Source organism: Pseudomonas sp. NFACC45 (assembly GCF_900113505.1).
Lineage (GTDB): Bacteria > Pseudomonadota > Gammaproteobacteria > Pseudomonadales > Pseudomonadaceae > Aquipseudomonas > Aquipseudomonas tehranensis.
The window spans coordinates 271,212-290,411 of sequence record NZ_FOPO01000001.1 but is presented as its reverse complement, the minus strand read 5'-3'; the positions used below and the strand labels follow the sequence as shown (position 1 = coordinate 290,411).

The following is a 19,200-nucleotide window of genomic DNA, read 5'->3' as shown; positions in this document are numbered from 1 at the left end:
GCCCAATGGCGCCCTTCTTCGTTCATGGCCGCGGCATCGGCCCGGTACAAATCGGGCAGGAGAGTCGTCCACGAACAACGTTTTACTTAACCCTCCCAGACCGTCGCCGGCCTATTGACGTGATAGTCATAAAACCCTTGGAGGGTCCAGGTATCGCCCTTGCGTTCAAAGGCAGCGCGCCATGCGCCTCTGCCACCTCCGGGTGACAGTTGCGCCATGTCGTACCAGTAATACCGGTTGATGCGCTTGGTGGTGACTCGGCCCGCACGAATGTCAGCCATGATTTCCGTTATTTTTGCTTTGGCTGCTTCAGTAAAAGTGTCATATGACATCTGTGATTCTGCCAGCAGGCTTGTGCTTGTCGTAAATGGGTCTGTTGCAGCCGAGGCCTCGGGGAGAGCGGCAGACTCGGTAACAGCAGTCGGTTTGCCGGTCACTTTCTTCGACGGGACCCGGGTGACAATCTCGATATCAAACGCATCATAATGTGAGAGTTTTTTGGTGAAGTTTTTAACGTCCTCTTCGGTGATCAACATCGTTTTTCGCAGCGACTTGCCTTTGTTGACAATGAGATAGGGAATTTTGTTGTTCCTGATTTCCGTCAGGAGGCCGGGTTTGTGTCTTTTTTTCATCTCCTCCCGGAAAATCTCGAGCTTTTTGCTTTTGTACTGCGCAAAGTTTTCAGGCGTTTCCTTGAATTTTTCCCTGGCGGCTTCTACTTCCGGTCCCTCCCCTGGAAAGTCGCTCCCCAGTTCGGCCCAGACTCTGTTTTCGGCAGCGGCGACCACGTCATGGATATCATTCTGTATCTTGGTCATGGCGGCTTTCTTTTTTCCCTGTTCAGGGATGATCGTAATGAATAGCGCGCCGGTGAGATTGTCTGGCAGGGACGACATCATCATCTTGAAGTTGCCTTCGCTGTCGAAAAGTTCCCTTTTGAGCGGCAGGGTCATGTCGAAGATTTTTATTTTTTGGGCCGACGTGAAAGTTGTGCCTTGGGATTCGATATCTCGGGTGCAGAATTCTACCGCCTGCCATACGTTGTATTTGTACAGAAGATTTTCGTGTGGAACCTTATGTTGTGCGAGACCGTGCAGTCCTTTATTTATATAGTTCAGGCGTGATCGATAAGTGTCTATGTCACTTACGTTTATGTCATTCATGCTTTCGCGCAGGATGCGTCCGGCCAGTTCCTCGGGCATCGCGTTGATGACTTTCCTTGCCGTTCTGAGCACTTCGCGCGAGGGCCAGTGATGATTGACCAGGACGGCCTCCACCAATGCGTTATAGGTCCTCTGTTCCGGGGTTTCCGGGGTGCGGCCGAACAGACTTTCGACGATACCGCCCCCGCGCAACCGTCCCGGTTGTTCGACGTGCCAATGGCCATAGTTCCAAGTCATCCTTCGCTGATGGGTACGGTTGTCCGGGGCGTAGATGATCTGCTGGCCTTCTTGTACCGCAGTCTTGTAGTAACCGTTCCCCAGCTTCAGATACCCTTGCCCGCCAGCATCCCGATACCGGTCACGACCCTCGGGCACCAGCCCTTTGCCGTTGAAACCTTTGAGCAGGAACGGTTGCAGTGCCGGGTCCGGTATACGGGGGAGCGAAGACAACCTCGGACGCTCCATGCCCCGCCGCCGCGCCGCGCGAGCCATGATCAGATCTTGCCCGCCCTCTGCCAGTACCTCACCCAGCCCGCTGATAAAATCCCCTGCCCATTGGCTGAAGCTGCCGTCTTCATCCTTGATCGCCGACACCGCGGCGCCGCCGGCCATCGTCGGCAGGATCGTGCGTCCCAGGACCCCGCCCAGGCGGCCCGCATAGAACATTGCCATCGCGCCGGTCAGTAACATGACCCCGTTTCGGCGCCCTTGCTGCGCAGCCGTGCTGTCGCGCTCGGCATGGGTCACCGTCAGCGCGTCAGCCGTTTTTAGCGCGTGGGTTATTTGCGTCTCGTGCAGTGTTTTAAGCAGGTTTCCTTTAACCACGGGCGAATAGACACTGGATGCAAAATCGTCCTGGACCCTGTGTTTGATCCATGAGAAGGCCGGTTGCGTGATCTTCTTGATTTTCTCGTTGAATGTCAGGGTTTCCGACGCCGGTACCAGGCTGGCAAGCTGATCGGCCTGCTCCGACAGTGGCAATTGCGAGATCAGCCATCGGGTCATTTCCAGCGTGGTGGTGAGCGTCTGCACCAGGGCCGCTTCCAACTCCCGGTCGCTTCCTGCATCTACGTCCCGGAACGTTTTGCCGTCCGGCGCCCCAGGTGTGTACAGCGTCAATGAAGGCCGGCTCGCAAGTTTCTTTACCCCGAATGCCAGCATCTCTTTGAGCACGCTGTCGCCCCACTGTATTTGTCGGACTACGACCTCGTGCCCGTTGACAGTGCGACGCCCCTCGGACTCAGGAGTGTCCAGCGCCGCCAGCACCAGGTTCAGCCCGGTATTGTCCTTGTCGTGTCTCAAGTCGCCCGAGATATGGGCGGCCCAGGCCTGAGCCCGTATCTGTTTCGCTTTCACGGACATCCACTCGGCCTGCCGACGGCGCGCCGCGAGCTGCAGTTCGGCCGGTAACCGGACCCCTACGTTGGCTCGTTCAATGACCTCCACGATCTGCGTAAAACTCAGCGGTCCTTCTACCGTAACGTGAGCGGCGTTGCGTTCGTCGGGGGTGAGGTTGGACATCGCCCACTCCGTCAGGGAGCGCCGGTCGTCAACTATCGCCTTGATCTTGTTCAGTGTGACCCCGGAGCCAAACGGGGATTCGCCCGTCGGTGCATGGGGGTCGACGATCTGCTTGCGTATGCTCAGAGAAATCTGGTCCGGGTCGGCCGGCGCGTATTTTTCCTTGATGAAGTCGGCAAGCAGCGTGCGGATCCGGTCCTGGAGAGCGTCGTGGGTAGCCAGGACCACCGGATCCGGCGGTGGTGATTTGTCTTCCACGGCTTTTTGCAGGTCCTGCACCGCCCTCCACCAGGCCACACGCTCGCTACCGGTTACATTCGGGTTGGCGTGCAACCAGTCGTCGAGCTTTTTTTGATTCAACCGCCATTCTCGCTCGTCCATGGCCCCCGCCAGATCCAGCCTGTCCCGCAGGTTCGCCGCCGCGTCCATCCGGGCCACCCAGTTGCTGAGTTTTTCTCCCTGTGCCGGACCGCCCAGCAAAACGTTGCTCATGGCTGTTTTCTGCTCTGCCCGCAATTGAGTGACCAAGCGGGTAAGGAAGCTCTCTGCTATTGGCGCCGTGTCCACCTTGTCCTGAGCGTTGTCGTCCTTTGCCAGGCTGCGCTTCAACGTCGACAGGTCAGCATATGTTTCCAGTGGGTCGCCTGGGCGATAAAGCACCGCGCTTGCGGAGTTGTCTTGATTGTCATGCTGCGTCAGCGCAACGGCGTATGGCATCGGGACCTCGAACCCCCATCCTTCGGGGGTGATACTCAGGCTGTAGACCCCGGGTCGGAAACGCTCCGCCAGTTTGGCGCGAGACGCCGCGTCCTGCGCCGACAGCCCAAGGTCCGTCAGCGCCTTGTGCATCGGCAGGCTCAGCATCCCGTCGAGCCGATGCAGATCCGCTTGCGCCTTGAGTTGTGCAGCGAACTCATCCGTCAGCCAGTCGCTGACGTTGCGGCCCTGGCTGAAGGGGGCAGGTTTATCCCAGAAATCATCCAGCGCCTGTGTCAGGAGTTGTTCATAAGCCTGCGGCGTGATGTGTAACAGCCGCTTGATCTCTTCCTTTGCGTTACGGCTATTCAGCGCCGCCGGCATTTGCGTAAGGCTGTCCTTGCCGGTGATGAGGTCGATGCTGCCTGATTCGAGAAAGAATTCGCGCGCATTCAACTGTCCAGCAACCGCACGCCAGAACAGTGTCTCGAGGGGGGCGGTATCCGTCACCGTCCGTTTGAAAACGGGTCCGTCGGCGGTGCGCTCGGAACTGGGAGTAACCTCGTCCTGTAACCTGCAAACCAGGATTTCTTCGACTGACACGCTGCCCGCCAGGGTGGGGAAGGCCCTTGTGAACCAATCCTCCAAGTGCTGCGCAGCCACCTTCGAGCCGTGTGGGACGGCGTCATTCAGGCGGATCATCTGCTGTTGCGAGGCGTCGAGTTGCTCTATCAGCTGCGCGCTAGCGGTTTGTATCGGGTTGTTCTCCTGCATGTTCTCTTCCTGAAAATAATCGGAAGGAACAACTTATTGAAGATGCACAAGGAAAGGGCGATATATAGATACCGCACATTGACGTATCCGCTGCGGTACGAAAAAGTGCCGACATTCAATACGCACACGGGTCTTTATTTGTTTCGTAAAAACGCCAGAATGGCTTCGCGGGTAAGCTGGGTTTTTTCTTCCAGTGGCCAATGCCCGGTATTGTTCAAGATCAGAGAGTGCGGTTGCGTAGTAATATGTTTGACCTGTTCGGCCAAGGTCTTGCCTCTTGAATGGTCACCACCCAGGGTGAGCACCGGCGTGGTCAACTTATGCTTGGCGAACGCCTGGTTGTCATTCACATCCTGTTCTACCCAGGCTGCATAAAGTTTGAAGGCCGCCTCCATACGTCCGGCCCGGGAATAATCCCTCACCAACGCCTCCTGAATCCAGTCAGGCACTGTAGGGTTACCTGGGAATACAAAGTCCTGAAAAAACATATTGAGATAGGTCTTTTCCCGACCTTGGATCATGTTGACGGCGGTCTTGCCGAAAAAGCGAAAGTGCCATTTGCTTGCAATGCCGGCTGCGGGGTTTCCGTTGTAAGCAGTTTCCCACCCTGAGATACCTGGAATAAATCCATCCATCAAGATAATGTGTTTGGTTTCATCCGGATAAAGCGCTGCGTAGGCATAGGCAATAATCAGCCCCATGTCATGGCCGATAATGTCAATGTGTTGAAAGTTCAAGTGAGCGATCAACCCACGCAAGTCGTGCGCCATGCTTTTTTTATCGTAGCCAGTATCCGATGCCTCTGTTTTTCCAGCGCCGCGATAATCGGGAACGACAGGGGTGTAACCCGCACGCATCAGCGTCCCCATCAACGCTTCCCAATTGCACCAGCTTCCCGGAAATCCATGAACCAGCAACACCGGATGTTCGCCATCACCGCCGATGAGATAGTGAAAACGGATGCCGTTGACATAGGCATACTCACTTCTAAAAGTCGCCCCATCCACAACGATACTGCTGGGTGTTTTTGAAGCGGCTGACTGTTCCGGTAGTGGTTTTTTGTTCATGTGGTATCCCACCTTGAACTCAATAAAAAGCTGAGCAGCAGCTTCCATGGCTAAGGCGATGGTATCGAAGCGTTAACCCGCCTTACTCTTTTTCAGGTTTTAAAAGATTGAAGCCATCCCAAGTCTGTCGGTACTGTCAAAGATAACAGTCCCGACAAACGGCAAGAGTGCTTGTGGGGCGCGGCACCTGTGGTTACATCCGAATCACTGCCAGCGCCGGAAAATCAACGAGGTATTGACCCCGCCAAAAGCAAAGTTGTTGTTCATCACGTACGTGTTGCTCATCGACCTGAACTCGTTGCGCAGGTAGTCGAGCTTGCCGCACTGGGGATCGACCTCATCGAGGTTGAAGGTGTGCACGTAGCGATCGCGGTTCATCATTTCGATGCTGAACCACGATTCCAGGGCTCCGCAGGCGCCGAGGGTATGCCCGAGAAAGCTTTTCTGCGAGCTGATGGGCATGTGTTCGCCAAACAGGCTGCTGGTGGCCAGGGTTTCGGCGATGTCACCCTGTTCCGTGGCGGTGCCATGGCCGTTAACGTAGCCAATGGCAGACGGCTCGAGGTTGGCGTCCTGCAGGGCCAGTTCCATGGCCCGGCGCATGGTGCTCAATTCGGGACGGGTAGCGTGTTGACCGTCGGCGTTGCTGCCGAAGCCGACGATTTCGGCATGGATTCGCGCGCCTCGGGCCAAGGCGTGTTCCAGCTCCTCAAGTACCAGCATGCCGGCGCCTTCACCGATCACCAGGCCATCGCGGTCCTTGTCATAGGGGCGCGGGCTGGTCTGTGGTGCATCATTTTTCAGGCTGGTGGCGTACAGCGCATCGAAGACCATCGCTTCGGTCGGGCAAAGTTCTTCCGCGCCACCGGCGAGCATCAGCGGCAGGCGACCGAACTTGATCGCCTCATAGGCATAGCCGATGCCATGGCTGCCGCTGGTGCAGGCGCTGGAGGTGGGGATCAGCCGTCCGGTAAGCCCGAAGAAGATACTGATATTGGCCGCCGTGGTGTGGGGCATCATCCGTACATAGGAGTTGGCGTTCAGCCCTTCGGCCACGCTGTTGAGCAACATGTTGCCGAACGCCTTGATCTCGTCGGTACTGCCGGTGGACGAGCCACAGGAGACGCCCATGCGCCCGTCCTTGATCGACTCATCGCCCAACAGCCCCGCATCAGCCAGGGCCTGCTCCGCGGCGCCGACGGCCAGGCGCGAGACCCGGCCCATGCTGCGCAGTTGCTTGCGCGTCCAGTGGGCCGGGACCTGGAAGTCATCGATGGGCCCGGCCAGGCGGGTGTTCAGCTCGGTGAAGCGGTCCCATTCATCCATGCGTCGTATGCCGCTGCGGTTGGCGGCGAAGTTGGCGGCGATGGTTTCCCAGTCGCTGCCCAGAGAGGTAATGCCGGCCATGCCGGTAACAACAACGCGTTTCATCAGCACAGGCCTCCGTTGACGGCCAGGACTTGCCGGGTGATGTAGCCGGCCTCGGCGGACATCAGGAAGTTCACCGCGCTCGCGACTTCCTCCGGGGTGCCCATGCGTTGGGCGGGGATCATTTTCATCAGTTCTTCCACGGGCACGTTTTCATCGAGCATGGCGGTATCGATCAGCCCGGGCGCGACGCAATTGACGGTGATCTTGCGCTTGCCCAGCTCGATTGCCAACGCCTTGGCCGCGCCGATCAGGCCGGCCTTCGACGCGCTGTAGTTGACCTGGCCGCGATTGCCGATCAGCCCCGAAACCGAGGTGATGCAAACGATTCGCCCAGCGGCGCGGCGACGGATCATCGGCATCATCACCGGGTGCAGGACGTTGTAGAAACCGTCCAGGTTGGTCCGCATCACCACATCCCAGTCGTCCTCGCTCAAGGCCGGGAATGCGCCGTCGCGGGTCAGCCCGGCGTTGAGCACCACGCCGTAATAGGCACCGTGGGTTTCAACATCAGCCTCGAGAATGGTTTTGCACGCGCTGCGGTCCGACACATCGAATTGCAACACTCGGGCATTGCGGCCCAGGGCCTGGATTTCGACCTGGACGGCCTCAGCCTCGGCGCGTCCGCTGCGGCAATGCAGCACGATGTCGTGCCCGGCCTGGGCCAGGCGCAGGGCGATGGCACGGCCGATGCCACGGCTGGAGCCGGTGACCAGTACGGATTCAGTCATGGCGTATTTCCTGTTGCGGACGGTTCATGAAGGTAATGAGCTGGCTGAGGTGGCCGGAACACATTCAACCGGGCCATGGCATGAATGCCCGGGGCGTTGATGTGGCATTCGAACACGCCCATGCCGTTGTCGTCTTCCAGCGAGCGCAAACCGTGTATGGTCAATTCGGTCCCGGCCGGGAAAAATTCGACATTGCATTCGAACTTGCGGGTGCCGAGCAAAAAACCCAGCTCCACGGCGTCGCCGCGACGGCGTGCATGACAACCGGCAAACGCGGCGACGCTTTGGGCCATCAACTCAATGCCGACCCAGGCAGGCAGCCCGCCGTCGTCGCGGCTGAACAACCCGTCGGGCTTGACGGTGGCGAGGGTGTGGATTTGCTCATCATCGAACGCCAGGACGCGGTCGATCAGAATCATGTCGCCGGCGTGGGGCAGCAGTTCGGCGAGCGGCCAGTCAATCATGGGGCGTCTCCGATAATCAGGCTGACGTTGTTGCCGCCGAAGGCGAAGGAGTTGCTCATCAGGCGGCGCGGTGCTGTCGGGTTCAGGCGGGTGCCGGTAGTGACCCACTTCAACGCCGGCAGTTGAGGATCGGCCTGGCCGTCCCAGACATGAGGCGGCAAGGCCTGGGCAGTGTTTTGCGCACTCAGGCTCAACCAGCAGAACGCCGCTTCCAGCGCCCCGGCGGCCCCGAGGGTATGGCCGGTCATGGGCTTGGTCGACGAACAGGGCACTCCTGCTGGAAACAGCCCGGCCACTGCCTGGCTTTCCATGGCGTCGTTGTGTTGCGTGGCGGTGCCGTGCAGGTTCAGGTAATCGATCTGGCCGGGTTGCAGGCCGGCGCGACGCAAGGCTTTTTCCATGGCCTGGCGGGCGCCGCGACCACTGGGCTCCGGCGCTGAAATATGGTGGGCATCGGAGCTGGCGCCGTCACCCAGCAAGGCTATTGGTGCCGGATGGCCTGGCGTCCTGCTCATGAGAAACAGCACGGCGGCCTCGCCGATGTTGATGCCGCTGCGGTTGACCGAAAACGGATTACAGCGCTCGCCCGATACCGCTTCCAGGGCCGAAAAGCCGTTGAGGGTCAGTTTGCACAGGCTGTCCACGCCACCGCAAAGCACCGCATCGCACAGGTCCAGGTCGAGCAAACGTCGGGCGCTCATCAAGGCCCGGGCGCTGGATGTGCAGGCGGTGGATATCACATAGGACGGGCCGCTCAGGTCCAGCCAGTCGGAAAGGAAGTTGGCCGGCGCGCTCAGTTCCTGTTGCTGGTAGTCGTAGCCGTCGGGGAAGTGCTGCTCACGCAGGTAATGGGCAATGCCCTGACTGGCTTCATCGATGCCCGAGGTACTGGTGCCCAGCACGACACCGATGCGAGCGCGGCCGTAGGTCTGGATGGCCTGATCGATCTCACCGCGAATCTGTAGCCCCGCTTCGAGCAACAACTGATTGTTGCGGCTGCGATGCGCGATCAGCGATTGCGGTATGCAAGCGAGTTCACCGGGCACCGAGGCCACCGGCAATTGGCGCTCGGCCACCCAGCCATCCTGCACGCGCACGCCGCTGCAGTCGCCGGCAAACAGGTTGCGCGCCACTTCATCTTTACCCCGGCCTAGGGCGCAAATCACCCCCAGGGCATTCAAATAAGCGGTCATGGGGTGCTCTCGGTCAACGGCATGATGCGGTAGTGCGGGCCTTCGTGCAGGCCCAGTTCAAAATTCAGCGGTTGCTTGTAGCGCACTTGCCAGCGTTGGCCCAGGGTTCGTTGCCGAGCCTCTTGCCGGGCGGTGGGGTAGTTGCCCGGCAGTTCGGTTTCGGGCGTCAGGGCAAACAGCAGCGCGGCGAAAAGCTCACGGGCTTCGGCATTGGGTGGCAGCAGTCCGTCGGCTTGCCATTGGCCGTCCACCAGGCGTTGGCGGGCCAGGGGAATGCCCAGCGGGTCCATCATCGACCAGCGGATGCCGGCGCCTTCGCGCTGGATCACCAGCAGCCAATCCTGGCGCTGTCCGGCCAGTTGCCGCTCGACATGCAACTGCAGCGGCAGTGCCAGGGTTGGTGTGCGTTCCGGCAGCGGCGCCTGACTGGCGCAGGCACTGAGCAACAGCAAGCAGCCAAAAAGCAGCGCACGAATCATTCGGCAGTCCCTTCAACGGGTTTACGGGCCACTACATTGATCAGGGTTTCCTCACGCTCACCAAAGGGCCGCGGGCGGCGCAGGCCGAAGCGTTCGAGAAGGCCGAAATCCTTGGCGCGGCTCCACCACAGATAGGGATACGAGACGTTGGCGGCCTCGAACTGGAAACCCTGACCGCGGATCATCTCCAGGTACTGCGCGGCACTTTTCTGCACATGCATGGGATGACGGAACAGCCAGCGGATCACCCAGGTATCGATGTAGGCCGCAGTGGACTCCGCGAACATCAGATAGCCGCCGGGCTTGAGCACGCGATAGAACTCGGCGAGGGCTTTTTCCTGCTCTACCAGGTGATGGAAGGTTTGATGGCAGAACAGCAGGTCGACGCTGTCATCAGGCACCGTCAATGTCGCGCAATCGCTGCCGACCAGTTCCACGGCCATGCCTTGGCGTGCGGCTTCCGCCAGGCTCAGGTCCAGGCTATGGGGGTCGGCGTCGACGCCGATCAGGCGTTGCGGGGCGAACACCTGGCGCAGGTATTGGAACGATTTGCCCTGGCCGCAACCGGCATCCAGCAGCACCGGGGCCACCGGCAACGGGCCGCTGAATAGGTTGCGCAGGTCATTGATCGCCACCCGCAAGACATGGTGCTGCCAGGTGTGGCTGCGCAGGAACCAGAAGCCGAAGCGGGTCTCTTCGACGTAGTTGTCGCTCAGGTAGCTCATGGCTGCTTTCTCATGGTGCCGGGCTCGCACAGATTTCCGACAGCATGCGCAAGCGCCGCTTGGGTTCGCTGACGAACGGATTGCGCTCATCCCAGGCGTACCCGGCCAGGATCGCGCTGATCATGCGGCGAATGTCTGGTGAGCCGTCGGTGTAGAAAATCACATCCTGGAAGGTGCCGGCGTACCAGCCTTCGACGTAACAGCGGAAGGTATCGACGCCCCGTTTGAGTGGCTCGGCGAATTCGCTTTGCCAGTCCACGCTTTCGCCTTGCAACTGACGATGCAGTACACCCGCCGCCATGCTCGCTGAGCGCATGGCGATGGTCACGCCGGAAGAGAACACCGGGTCGAGGAATTCCGCGGCGTTGCCCAGCAGGGCGAACCCGGGACCATGCAGCGTTGTGACATTGGCCGAGTAGCCGCCGATGGTTCGCGCCGGGGTGTCCCACACGGCATTCTTCAACACACCGGCCAGGCTTGGGGTTTCGTCGATGAAACCGCGCAGGCAGGCGTCGAGGTCGTCGGTACGCCCGGCAAAATGCTCTGCCGCCGCGACCACACCCACCGAACACCGCCCGCCACTGAAAGGAATGGTCCAGAACCATACGTCGCGTTTGCTTGGGTGGGTGGTGATCAGGATTTTTTCCCGATCGAACGCCGGGGCGTCGATGCGATCTTCAATGTGGGTGAATACCGCTTGGCGTACCGGGAAATTCGACGGAGCCTCAAGGTCCAGCAGGCGCGGCAGGACCCGGCCATAGCCGCTGGCGTCGAGAACGAAGTCGGCTTCGACCAGGTACTCGCTGCCATCTTCGCGCTGCACGCCCAGTTGTGGGCTGGCAAGTGTGAAGACGGCGCGGGTGATGGCCTGCCCATAACGGATCTCGACACCTTGCAGCGCCGCCTGATCGGCCAGCAGCTTGTCGAAGTCGGCGCGCTGCACCTGGAAGGTGGTGGGCTTGCCTTTGCTGAAGGTATCGCCGAAATCGAAGGCGCTGTAGCGCTCGCCCCAGGCGAACGCCGCGCCGTTCTTGCGCTGAAACCCGGCGGCATTCACCGCGTCGAGCATGCCGGCCTCTTCGACGAAGTCCAGGCAATGGGACAACAGGCTTTCGCCGATGGAAAACCGAGGGAAATGCTGGCGCTCAATGACTAGCACATCGTGGCCCTTGCGCTTGAGCAACGCGGCGGCGATAGCGCCAGAGGGGCCTGCGCCGATGACGACGACCTGTCGACGTTCCATTTCAACTGTTGGCACTGGAGCTCCTGGCCGGGACGGCAATCGAGGGAATACGGTGGAGGCCGGCCAGGGCCGGCAGCAATGTCGCGATCAGGCCCATCAGCATCAGCGCAAAGTACAACGCCGGGCTGATGAGCTGTTGTTGTAGCAGCAGGTTGAGGAACACGATTTCACTCAAGCCGCGAATATTCAGCAAGACACTTTCGCGCCAGCGACTGGCGCCAGGGAATGAGGCCCCGGCCCAGCCCAGTCCCAGCCAGTTGCCCAGCAGTTTGCTGGCGATGGGTAACAGCAGCAATGCGCCGATCTGCAGCCAATCGAGGCGACTCAGGGCGCTATGGACGTTGATCTGCACGATGCCGAAGGTGAGGATCAGCGGGATCGCCAGGTAGGTCTGCAAACCTTGCATCCAGTTCGCGTTGAGCGGCAACACCAGCGGCACCTTGAGCGCGGCCATGCACAGCAGATAACCGATGCCGACAATCAGCGCGTTGAGCCGGTAGTGTTCGGCCACCACCAGCAGGGCGAAAAAGATCCCGCTGTGCAGCAGCGGCTGGCGCAGGCCAAGCAGTCGCAACAGCAGCGGCACACAGGCGCCGGTCAACGGCAGCAACAGGCTGGCCAGGTGCAGGCTGCCTTGGGCCAGGGCGAACAGGCTCCAGCAGATCAAGTCGATCAGAATCGCGGTTTGCACCAGGCGCCGTGTGGCGGCGGGCGGGTAGTCGATGTGACGCAGGTACAGGTACAGCACCGGGATGGCGGTGATCGCAAACAGCAGCCCCACCGCCAGGGAACTGATCCAGGGCTGTGGCGGCAGCAGCCAGAGTGCGGTCGCCAAACCGCAGGCGAAGGGAACGCCGAAGCTGGGCAGGGCGACTTTCACGCTCTGGCGGTCCAGTCGCAGGTCGATCACGTCGCTGAGGATGTATCCCAGCAACAGGGCGAAGGCGAGGCTGTAGAGAGTGCTCAGCCACACCGGCGCCACCAGTTGCGCGCCGCTGAGCTGCCAGCCTGGCTCGATCCAGAAGTACATCAGCAGCGGCAGGCCAAACGTCGCCAACAGCAATTGGCTGACAATCGGGATCAGTCCGAAGCGACGGCCTATGACTGTCGCCATTGCGAACAGCCCCAGGGCCATGATCCAGAACATGAGGATGATCACTGGGCGGGCTCCGTAACCGCTGCCGCGTGGGCCTGATGCCCGGCCCACGGCGCCAGCATGAAACTGAAGGCCAGCCCCAGGCTGACCGCCAGGCCGAAGTTGCTCACCGCCGGCGTGCTGGAAACTGCCAACAGGCCGAACGACAACCAGGTGGTGACTGCCGCCAGCAGGGTGCCCAGCAGGCTCACCGCAGCGCCGCCAATCTGTTCGCGCATCAGGATCGCGTAATCGACGCCGATGGCGGTGACCAGCAACAGACCGAACAGTCCGAAAAGGGTCAGCGGCTGGCCTAGCCAGCCGAGGCTCGCCAGGCTGCACAGCGCCGCCAGCAACGGCAGGGCGACGACGCGAAGGGCGCCGCCGACGCCGAACGGCCAGGTCAATAACAGCAGGATGAGCACGCAGGAGGCCAGTTTCAATTCGGCGGCGCTGACTTGCGTGGCGGCAAAGACCCGGTTCAGGTCCCCCAGGCGATCGACCAGTTGTACGCCGGGCAGATCCAGCGTCTGCACCCTGAGTAGCGCTGCATCATTCAAACCTTGCAGGCTGACGACCGCCGCCACGCCGTCTGTCGTTGGACCGAGCCAGAGTGTGCGGTACGGTTCGGCCAGGGGGCCGGTCAGCGCGGTATCGATGTCGGTCACCGGCAAGGCCTGCAATTGTGCCAGCTCGGTTTGCAGTGCGCTGACCGGAACGCCCAGGTCCAGCAGCGGTTGCCAGAACGCCGGCAACCGGGCCAGGGCTTCACGCACTTTCTGCTGTTCGGCGGGTGGGCTGAGCAGTTGGTTCAGCGACAGGTAGCCCTCCAGCTTCTCCAGGCCTATCAGCTGCTCCAACCGCTCGTTGAGCACCGTCTGACGCTCCAGCAGGTGTGACTGGTTATCGGCGCGGATCAGGAAGAACTGGCTGGTGGGTTGGAAACCGGTGATACGGGCGATGGCCTGGGCTTCGTCGGTCAACTGCTCGGGCGTGCCGATCCATTGGCGGATGTCGTTTTTCGTGGTCAGTTGCCAGAGGCCGCCGGCGCAGAAGATCAGCAAGAGCCCCAACAAGACCGGTGTACGCACCCGCGCCAGCAACGCTTCGCGCGCCCTGAGCAGGTGTTCGCACAGCCGCAGCGGCCACTGGGCCGGGTGTAAGTCCACGCCCTTGAGCAGCGCCGGCAAGAGGCAAACCGCTGTCAGGTAAGCACCGATCAAACCGGCGGCGGAAAATATCGCGATCTGGGTCAGGGCCGGGAAAGGCGTCCAGGCCAGGGCCAGGTAGCCGATGCAGGTGGTCGCCAGGCTCAGGCTCAGCCCCGGCAGGGTCAGGCGCAGGGCCGACCAACTGCGCCACGGTTTGAGGCTCCAGCTTTTGGACAGGTAGTGCAGCGGGTAATCCACCGCCACACCGATCAGGCTGGAACCCAGCACCAGGGTCATGACATGCATGCGACCGAACAGCGCCACGCAGGCCACCGCCCCGAACAGAATGCCCACCAGTACCGGTACGAATGCCAGCCACGCTCGCAAACGGCGGAAGGCCAGCAACAGCAATAGCAAAATGCCGATTGTCGCCCCGCCGCCGACCCAGGTGATTTCCCGCGAAGCCTGTTGTTGACCACTGGCGGCGTACAGCAGGCCGCTGGCCGCCAGCAATTGCCCTTGGGTCTGGCCCGCCTGAGCACGGCTGCGTTGCAGCAGGTCGGCCACTTGCAGCGGCAGGTCCATGTCGAAAGCGTTGCCATGGGTGCGGGCTCGCAACAGCACCCAGTGTTTGCCGTCGGCTTCAGCGATCAGCGCGCCGCTGCCCACGTCCAGCTGTATCGCTCCGCGTTGGGGCTGGCTGTTCTGGATGCGCCCGGTCAGGCCCAGCCAGTCGTCCTGGCTCGGCACCAGGCTGAAGCCGCTGAATGGATCGAAGAGCGCCTGCACCCGTTGCTGGATGAAAGCCTGGGGCTGATCGATCAGTTGTTGCCGATCCGCTGCCGAGAGCATTGCCAGTCGCCCTTCGAGCAATTGCGTGCGCAAGGCCGGCAGGTCGGCCTGCAACGTCCACTGGACCTTGTCGAACAAACCGCTGGCCTGCCACTGCTCGCCAAGGGTTTGCGCCAGAGTGATCGCCTGTTGGCGCTCGGTGTGCCCGACCAGTAGCAGCACCTCGCGGTTGAGGGGTTCTTGCATGCGTTGTTCGGCGATGAGCTCAAGCGCATCAGGCGCGGTACCGGGCACCAGCTCCATGAGGTTGGCCGACAGCGGCGCGCCATTGCGCCACTGCCAGCCGGCCAGCGCCAGCACCGCCAACAGCAGAATCAGGAACAGTCGCGGCAGCCTGTGTTCACTCGGCAAAGTCATGTTGCTCCGCTTCGCTCAAGGCTTTCGCGTGGGTGCTGTCCTGCATGCGCAGCACGGTACGGTCACCCTGGGTTTCCAGCAGTTCGATGCGCTGCACCAGTTCGCCGCCATCGATGTTGATCTGCTTGAAGATTTGTTTGAGCAGCACCGAGCGCGGGGTCAAGGTGAGTTTCCACTGCTGCGGTTGGCCCGACAGATTGAGGTCGAAGTCCCGCTGCAGGCCGCTGCTGTCGCCCTGTAACACCGCAAGGAACAGACGATTCTGCTCGGCGCCGGCACTCTTGTTCGGCAGTGTCTGCCAGGTGCCGCCATCGCGCCGGGCGATTCCCTGGGGGGTGATGCGGTAATCCTGCTGCAGCGGGGTTTGCAGCAGCCACAGCAGGCCATGGTTTTTTGCCAATACGAAACGGCCCTTGCTGGTGAGCGGCTGGGGCAGGGCGCGCAAGTGTTTTTCCTGGATGAACTGGCCGTGGATCACGTCCGGGCGCGCCAGTTGTTCGCTCAACTGTTGCAAGTTGAACGCCTGGGCCAAGGGCGCCAGGCCCCATAGCAGCAGCCAGATGAACAGGCGCTTCACGGTAGTTTCCTCTCGACGGCTTGGACAAAGACCCGCGGCGAGGCCAACAGCATTTCGCGACTGGCGACGTCCACCGCCACTTGCACCGAGCTGGCGCGGGTCAGGCGTTCGCCGGTGCTCGCGTCGCTGATCAGGTAATTGATCTTCAGGCGGTTTTCCCATTCCACCAGGCTGGCGCGCACGGTCAGGGTCTGACCGAACACGGCGCTGCGCACGTAGCGCAGTTGCAGGTCGATCACCGGCCAGGCATGGCCGGAGGCGAGCATGTCGTTGTAGTTGTGGCCGATCAGGTCGAGCAAGGCGCAGCGGGCCACTTCCAGGTACTTGACGTAGTGACCGTGCCAGACCACGTTCATCGAATCGACATCGAAAAACGGCACCACGATCTGCGTTTCGACGTGCAACACCCCTTGGCTACGCATGCAGCCTCCAGTGTTGCTCGGCGATGCGCTGCAGGCACAGGCGCAATTCGCCTTCCAAGGCCCGGTCTTCGATGACCGGCGGGAAATCCACAGCCAGTTGTTCGTGCATGTCGGCCAGGGCCGGCGGCAGCGGTCGGGCATCTTCGGCACGGCTGCGCAGCCACACGCCCTGGTTGGCGGCCAGCAGTGTCGCGGCGGCCACTTGTTCGGTCAGTTCCAGCACGCGGATCGCATCCCGGGCAGCGATGGTGCCCATGCTCACTTTGTCCTGGTTGTGGCATTCGGTGGAGCGCGAGAACACGCTGGCCGGCATGGTGTTTTTCAAGGCTTCGGCGGTCCAGGCGCTGGTGCCGATCTGCACCGCCTTGAAGCCATGGTTGAGCATCGCTCGCTCGGCGCTGGCGCCGGACAGGTTGCTCGGCAAACCGTGGTTGTAGCGTTCGTCGACCAATAGCGCGAGCTGGCGGTCCAGCAGATCGGCTACATTGGCCACCAGATTCTTGAGGCTGTCCATGGCAAAGGCGATATGCCCGCCATAGAAATGCCCGCCGTGCAGTACGCGCTCGGCTTCGGCATCGATGATCGGGTTGTCGTTGGCGCTGTTGAGTTCGATTTCGATGAATGAACGCAACCAGTTCAGACTGTCGGCCAGCACGCCGAGCACGTGGGGGGCGCAGCGCAGGGAGTAGCGATCCTGCAGGCGATGCAGCGGCGCGGTGGGGGCGTCGATCGCCAGGTCTTTGCGCAGCCACGCGGCCACTTGCATCTGCCCCGGGTGGGGCTTGGCGGCGAACAGGCGCTCGTCGAAGTGCTCCGGGTTGCCTTGCAGCGCGACCACGTTCAGCGCGGTGATGCGGGTCGCCAGTTGCAACAGGTAGTCGGCGCGGGCGAAGGCCAGGCAGGCCAGGCCGGTCATCACGGCGGTGCCGTTCATCAGCGCCAGGGCTTCCTTGGGGCGCAGTACCAGCGGCGTCCAGCCCAGTTCGCGATGCACATCGGCGGCGAGCCGACGTTCGCCACGGTACATCACTTCCCGTTCGCCGGAGAGGGTGGCGGCGACGTAGGACAGGGGCGTCAGGTCCCCACTGGCGCCCACCGAGCCTTCTTCCGGAATCAGCGGCAGGATGTCATGTTCGAGAAAGGCCTGGAGCCGCTCCAGCAGTTCCACGCGCACCCCGGACACGCCGTGGCACAGCGACTGCAAACGCGCGGCCAGCACGGCGCGGGTGGCCTGCGGGTCCAGCAGTTTGCCCAGGCCGCAACCGTGGAACGTATACAAGTGACGGGGCAGGGCCTCGACGTGGTGCAACGGCACGGCCACCACGCAGGAGTCGCCGTAACCGGTGGTCACGCCGTAGATCACGCCTTCCTTGTCCAGCAAAGAGTCGAGGAATTGCGCACCCTTGGCGATGCGCTGGCGGAATGCCGGATCATCCTGCAACCGCGTCTGCACCTGACGATTGGCCAGGGCCAGTACGTCCTCGATGCGCAAGGGGTGTTCGCCGAAAGTTACCGGCTCAAGAGTGGGCATCGTCATCGGTCTTCCAGAAAGGGTAAAAGTTGAACCACTGTTGCGGTGCCTGGAGGCAATAGTGCGCCAGGCGCTGGGCGTAGAGGCCGGCCCAATGGGTGATGACCTGCTCGCGGTCGCTGCGTTTCCACACCACCGCCTCGGCGAAGGGTTCGAGGGTGACTCGATAGCGTCCCTCGTGCTTGAGGCACATCAGCAGGTTGATCGGGCATTTGAGCAGCCCGGCCAGCAGCCAGGGCCCTTGGGGAAATGCTGCCGGGCGCCCCATGAAGTCCACGGTCACGGTGCGTGCGCCGTGCAGCGGGATGCGGTCGCCGGCGATCGCCAGCCACTCGCCGCGCTCCAGGCGTTCGCTCAGTTGCAGCATGATCACCGGGTCCAGCTCGCTGACCTGGATCAGCCGCAGATGCGTGGCGCCGGCTTCCCCCAGCAAACGATTGAACTGTTCGGCGTGCTTGGTGTGCACCAGCACGTTCATGGTCACTTTCTCGCCCAGCTCGGCCAGGGCCCGGCACATTTCCAGGTTGCCCAGGTGCGCGCCCACCAGCATTTGCCCACGGCCGTCGCGCAGGTGATTGCGCAGCAATGCCGGATCGACGATTTCGATCTGTTCCAGGCTCAGTTTGCCGTTCCAGACGTCGAGCTTGTCCAGCAGGGAGTCGGCAAACGCCATGAACTGCCCGAACACTCGCCAATGGCTGGGGCGCAGCTCGGTGCGGCCGCTCCAGTCGGCCAGGTGCTGCTGGTATTGCCAGGCTGCCTGCCGGGCGCTGCGGCCGAAAATGAAGAAGTACAGCACGATGCCGTAGAGCAACGGGCTCAATAAGCGGCGGCCCAATACCTTGGCGGCGAACGCAGTGAGTTTCATCAGCCAGAAACTGCCGCGCTCCTGGCGGTCGGCCCAGTGCTGCTTGTCTGTCTCAAGGCTCATGTTCGCCACCGTCGCCAGAGAATCAGGGGAGAGCGCACCAGCATGCCGAAGAACAACCGGGTGTGCATGCTGGAAATCAGTACGTTGTCGTGGAACAGGCGAAAGTGCGAAACCCCGTCCAAGGGGTAGTGAACCCGGGTACGCAACCAGCGCATCGGTTGATTGCGCCAGGCCAGGCGCACCAGGATGTCGGAGTCGAAATCCATGCGCTTGCCAATGTTCGCCGAATCGATCAGCGTCAGGACCGGTGGCAAGGGGTAGACCCGAAACCCGCACATCGAGTCGCGGATTTGCAGGGACAGGCTGTTGATCCAGACCATGACATGCGTCAGGTAGCGTGCATACAAGCGGCCTTTGGGCACGCTGTCATCGTATTGGGGATAACCGCAGATCACCGCCTCCGGGTGGGCGCGGGATTGCTCGATGAAGTTCTTTACGTCGCCAAGATCGTGTTGCCCGTCGGCATCGACCTGCAGGGCGTGGCTGAAGCCCAAGCGTGACGCTTCCCGCAGACCGGTCATCACCGCGCCACCCTTGCCTTGATTGACGGCCAGCCTGACCAGATGAACCTGCTCGCCCTCGGCCAACCGCTCCAATACCGCCGCGCAGGCCGGGCCGCTGGCGTCGTCCACCAGCACGCAGGGCAAGCCGTTGGCGAGCAGTGTCTGCACCACGGTCGCGATGGCGGTTTCGTGGTTGTAGACCGGGATGACGGCGCAGGGGTTATGCATAGATCCTGCCCTTTTGACGGGGGAGTTTG

General features: G+C 61.6%; 16 protein-coding genes. All 16 read right to left on the bottom strand.

Features of this window, described 5'->3' with window-relative positions; all coding sequences use genetic code 11:
* Positions 1-86: 86 nt before the first annotated feature.
* The gene (locus tag BM132_RS01250) at positions 87-4,154 is read right to left on the bottom strand and encodes a dermonecrotic toxin domain-containing protein (RefSeq protein WP_092452536.1); all 4,068 of its coding nucleotides are present in this window, start codon (positions 4,152-4,154) and stop codon (positions 87-89) included.
* A gap of 134 nt (positions 4,155-4,288) precedes the next feature.
* Positions 4,289-5,221: an alpha/beta fold hydrolase gene (locus BM132_RS01245; RefSeq protein WP_092453073.1), complete on the bottom strand. Its 933-nt coding sequence runs from the start codon at positions 5,219-5,221 to the stop codon at positions 4,289-4,291.
* 204 nt (positions 5,222-5,425) lie between these two features.
* A complete protein-coding gene (locus BM132_RS01240; protein WP_092452533.1) occupies positions 5,426-6,652 on the bottom strand; it encodes a beta-ketoacyl-ACP synthase in 1,227 nt (408 codons plus the stop codon).
* Complete coding sequence (locus BM132_RS01235; RefSeq protein WP_092452529.1) at positions 6,652-7,380, bottom strand: 3-ketoacyl-ACP reductase FabG2; 729 nt, start codon at positions 7,378-7,380, stop codon at positions 6,652-6,654. Before BM132_RS01235 ends, BM132_RS01240 begins: the two co-directional genes overlap by 1 nt.
* Complete coding sequence (locus BM132_RS01230; protein WP_092395582.1) at positions 7,377-7,844, bottom strand: hotdog family protein; 468 nt, start codon at positions 7,842-7,844, stop codon at positions 7,377-7,379. The genes BM132_RS01235 and BM132_RS01230 overlap by 4 nt, the downstream gene beginning before the upstream one ends.
* Positions 7,841-9,037 carry a beta-ketoacyl-[acyl-carrier-protein] synthase family protein gene (locus BM132_RS01225; protein WP_092452526.1) on the bottom strand — a complete coding sequence of 399 codons (1,197 nt, stop codon included), beginning with the start codon at positions 9,035-9,037 and terminating at the stop codon, positions 7,841-7,843. The genes BM132_RS01230 and BM132_RS01225 overlap by 4 nt, the downstream gene beginning before the upstream one ends.
* The gene (locus BM132_RS01220) at positions 9,034-9,516 is read right to left on the bottom strand and encodes a DUF3261 domain-containing protein (protein WP_092395586.1); all 483 of its coding nucleotides are present in this window, start codon (positions 9,514-9,516) and stop codon (positions 9,034-9,036) included. The genes BM132_RS01225 and BM132_RS01220 overlap by 4 nt, the downstream gene beginning before the upstream one ends.
* The gene (locus BM132_RS01215; RefSeq protein WP_092452523.1) at positions 9,513-10,241 is read right to left on the bottom strand and encodes a class I SAM-dependent methyltransferase; all 729 of its coding nucleotides are present in this window, start codon (positions 10,239-10,241) and stop codon (positions 9,513-9,515) included. The genes BM132_RS01220 and BM132_RS01215 overlap by 4 nt, the downstream gene beginning before the upstream one ends.
* 10 nt (positions 10,242-10,251) lie before the next feature.
* Complete coding sequence (locus BM132_RS01210; protein WP_092452520.1) at positions 10,252-11,499, bottom strand: NAD(P)/FAD-dependent oxidoreductase; 1,248 nt, start codon at positions 11,497-11,499, stop codon at positions 10,252-10,254.
* Complete coding sequence (locus BM132_RS01205) at positions 11,486-12,631, bottom strand: cation:proton antiporter (RefSeq protein WP_371264088.1); 1,146 nt, start codon at positions 12,629-12,631, stop codon at positions 11,486-11,488. The genes BM132_RS01210 and BM132_RS01205 overlap by 14 nt, the downstream gene beginning before the upstream one ends.
* 8 nt (positions 12,632-12,639) lie before the next feature.
* Positions 12,640-14,979 (bottom strand): MMPL family transporter, encoded by a 2,340-nt coding sequence (locus BM132_RS01200; protein ID WP_092395594.1) that lies wholly within the window; start codon positions 14,977-14,979, stop codon positions 12,640-12,642.
* The gene (locus BM132_RS01195) at positions 14,963-15,556 is read right to left on the bottom strand and encodes an outer membrane lipoprotein carrier protein LolA (RefSeq protein WP_092452515.1); all 594 of its coding nucleotides are present in this window, start codon (positions 15,554-15,556) and stop codon (positions 14,963-14,965) included. The genes BM132_RS01200 and BM132_RS01195 overlap by 17 nt, the downstream gene beginning before the upstream one ends.
* Positions 15,553-15,978 carry an acyl-CoA thioesterase gene (locus tag BM132_RS01190; RefSeq protein ID WP_092452512.1) on the bottom strand — a complete coding sequence of 142 codons (426 nt, stop codon included), beginning with the start codon at positions 15,976-15,978 and terminating at the stop codon, positions 15,553-15,555. Before BM132_RS01190 ends, BM132_RS01195 begins: the two co-directional genes overlap by 4 nt.
* On the bottom strand, positions 15,971-17,515 hold the full coding sequence (gene hutH / locus BM132_RS01185) for an HAL/PAL/TAL family ammonia-lyase (protein ID WP_092395600.1): 1,545 nt from the start codon (positions 17,513-17,515) through the stop codon (positions 15,971-15,973). Before hutH ends, BM132_RS01190 begins: the two co-directional genes overlap by 8 nt.
* Positions 17,496-18,440: an LpxL/LpxP family acyltransferase gene (locus BM132_RS01180; RefSeq protein WP_092395602.1), complete on the bottom strand. Its 945-nt coding sequence runs from the start codon at positions 18,438-18,440 to the stop codon at positions 17,496-17,498. The genes hutH and BM132_RS01180 overlap by 20 nt, the downstream gene beginning before the upstream one ends.
* Positions 18,437-19,171 carry a glycosyltransferase family 2 protein gene (locus BM132_RS01175; protein WP_092452509.1) on the bottom strand — a complete coding sequence of 245 codons (735 nt, stop codon included), beginning with the start codon at positions 19,169-19,171 and terminating at the stop codon, positions 18,437-18,439. The genes BM132_RS01180 and BM132_RS01175 overlap by 4 nt, the downstream gene beginning before the upstream one ends.
* Positions 19,172-19,200 lie beyond the last annotated feature (29 nt).

Coding starts and splice junctions, on each gene's coding strand:
- BM132_RS01215 (WP_092452523.1), bottom strand. CDS start 10,241: ATGAGCTACCTGAGCGACAACTACGTCGAAGAGACCCGCTTCGGCTTC.
- BM132_RS01230 (WP_092395582.1), bottom strand. CDS start 7,844: ATGATTGACTGGCCGCTCGCCGAACTGCTGCCCCACGCCGGCGACATG.
- BM132_RS01245 (WP_092453073.1), bottom strand. CDS start 5,221: ATGAACAAAAAACCACTACCGGAACAGTCAGCCGCTTCAAAAACACCC.
- BM132_RS01175 (WP_092452509.1), bottom strand. CDS start 19,171: ATGCATAACCCCTGCGCCGTCATCCCGGTCTACAACCACGAAACCGCC.
- BM132_RS01240 (WP_092452533.1), bottom strand. CDS start 6,652: ATGAAACGCGTTGTTGTTACCGGCATGGCCGGCATTACCTCTCTGGGC.
- BM132_RS01180 (WP_092395602.1), bottom strand. CDS start 18,440: ATGAGCCTTGAGACAGACAAGCAGCACTGGGCCGACCGCCAGGAGCGC.
- BM132_RS01220 (WP_092395586.1), bottom strand. CDS start 9,516: ATGATTCGTGCGCTGCTTTTTGGCTGCTTGCTGTTGCTCAGTGCCTGC.
- hutH (WP_092395600.1), bottom strand. CDS start 17,515: ATGACGATGCCCACTCTTGAGCCGGTAACTTTCGGCGAACACCCCTTG.
- BM132_RS01200 (WP_092395594.1), bottom strand. CDS start 14,979: ATGACTTTGCCGAGTGAACACAGGCTGCCGCGACTGTTCCTGATTCTG.
- BM132_RS01205 (WP_371264088.1), bottom strand. CDS start 12,631: ATGTTCTGGATCATGGCCCTGGGGCTGTTCGCAATGGCGACAGTCATA.
- BM132_RS01190 (WP_092452512.1), bottom strand. CDS start 15,978: ATGCGTAGCCAAGGGGTGTTGCACGTCGAAACGCAGATCGTGGTGCCG.
- BM132_RS01235 (WP_092452529.1), bottom strand. CDS start 7,380: ATGACTGAATCCGTACTGGTCACCGGCTCCAGCCGTGGCATCGGCCGT.
- BM132_RS01225 (WP_092452526.1), bottom strand. CDS start 9,037: ATGACCGCTTATTTGAATGCCCTGGGGGTGATTTGCGCCCTAGGCCGG.
- BM132_RS01250 (WP_092452536.1), bottom strand. CDS start 4,154: ATGCAGGAGAACAACCCGATACAAACCGCTAGCGCGCAGCTGATAGAG.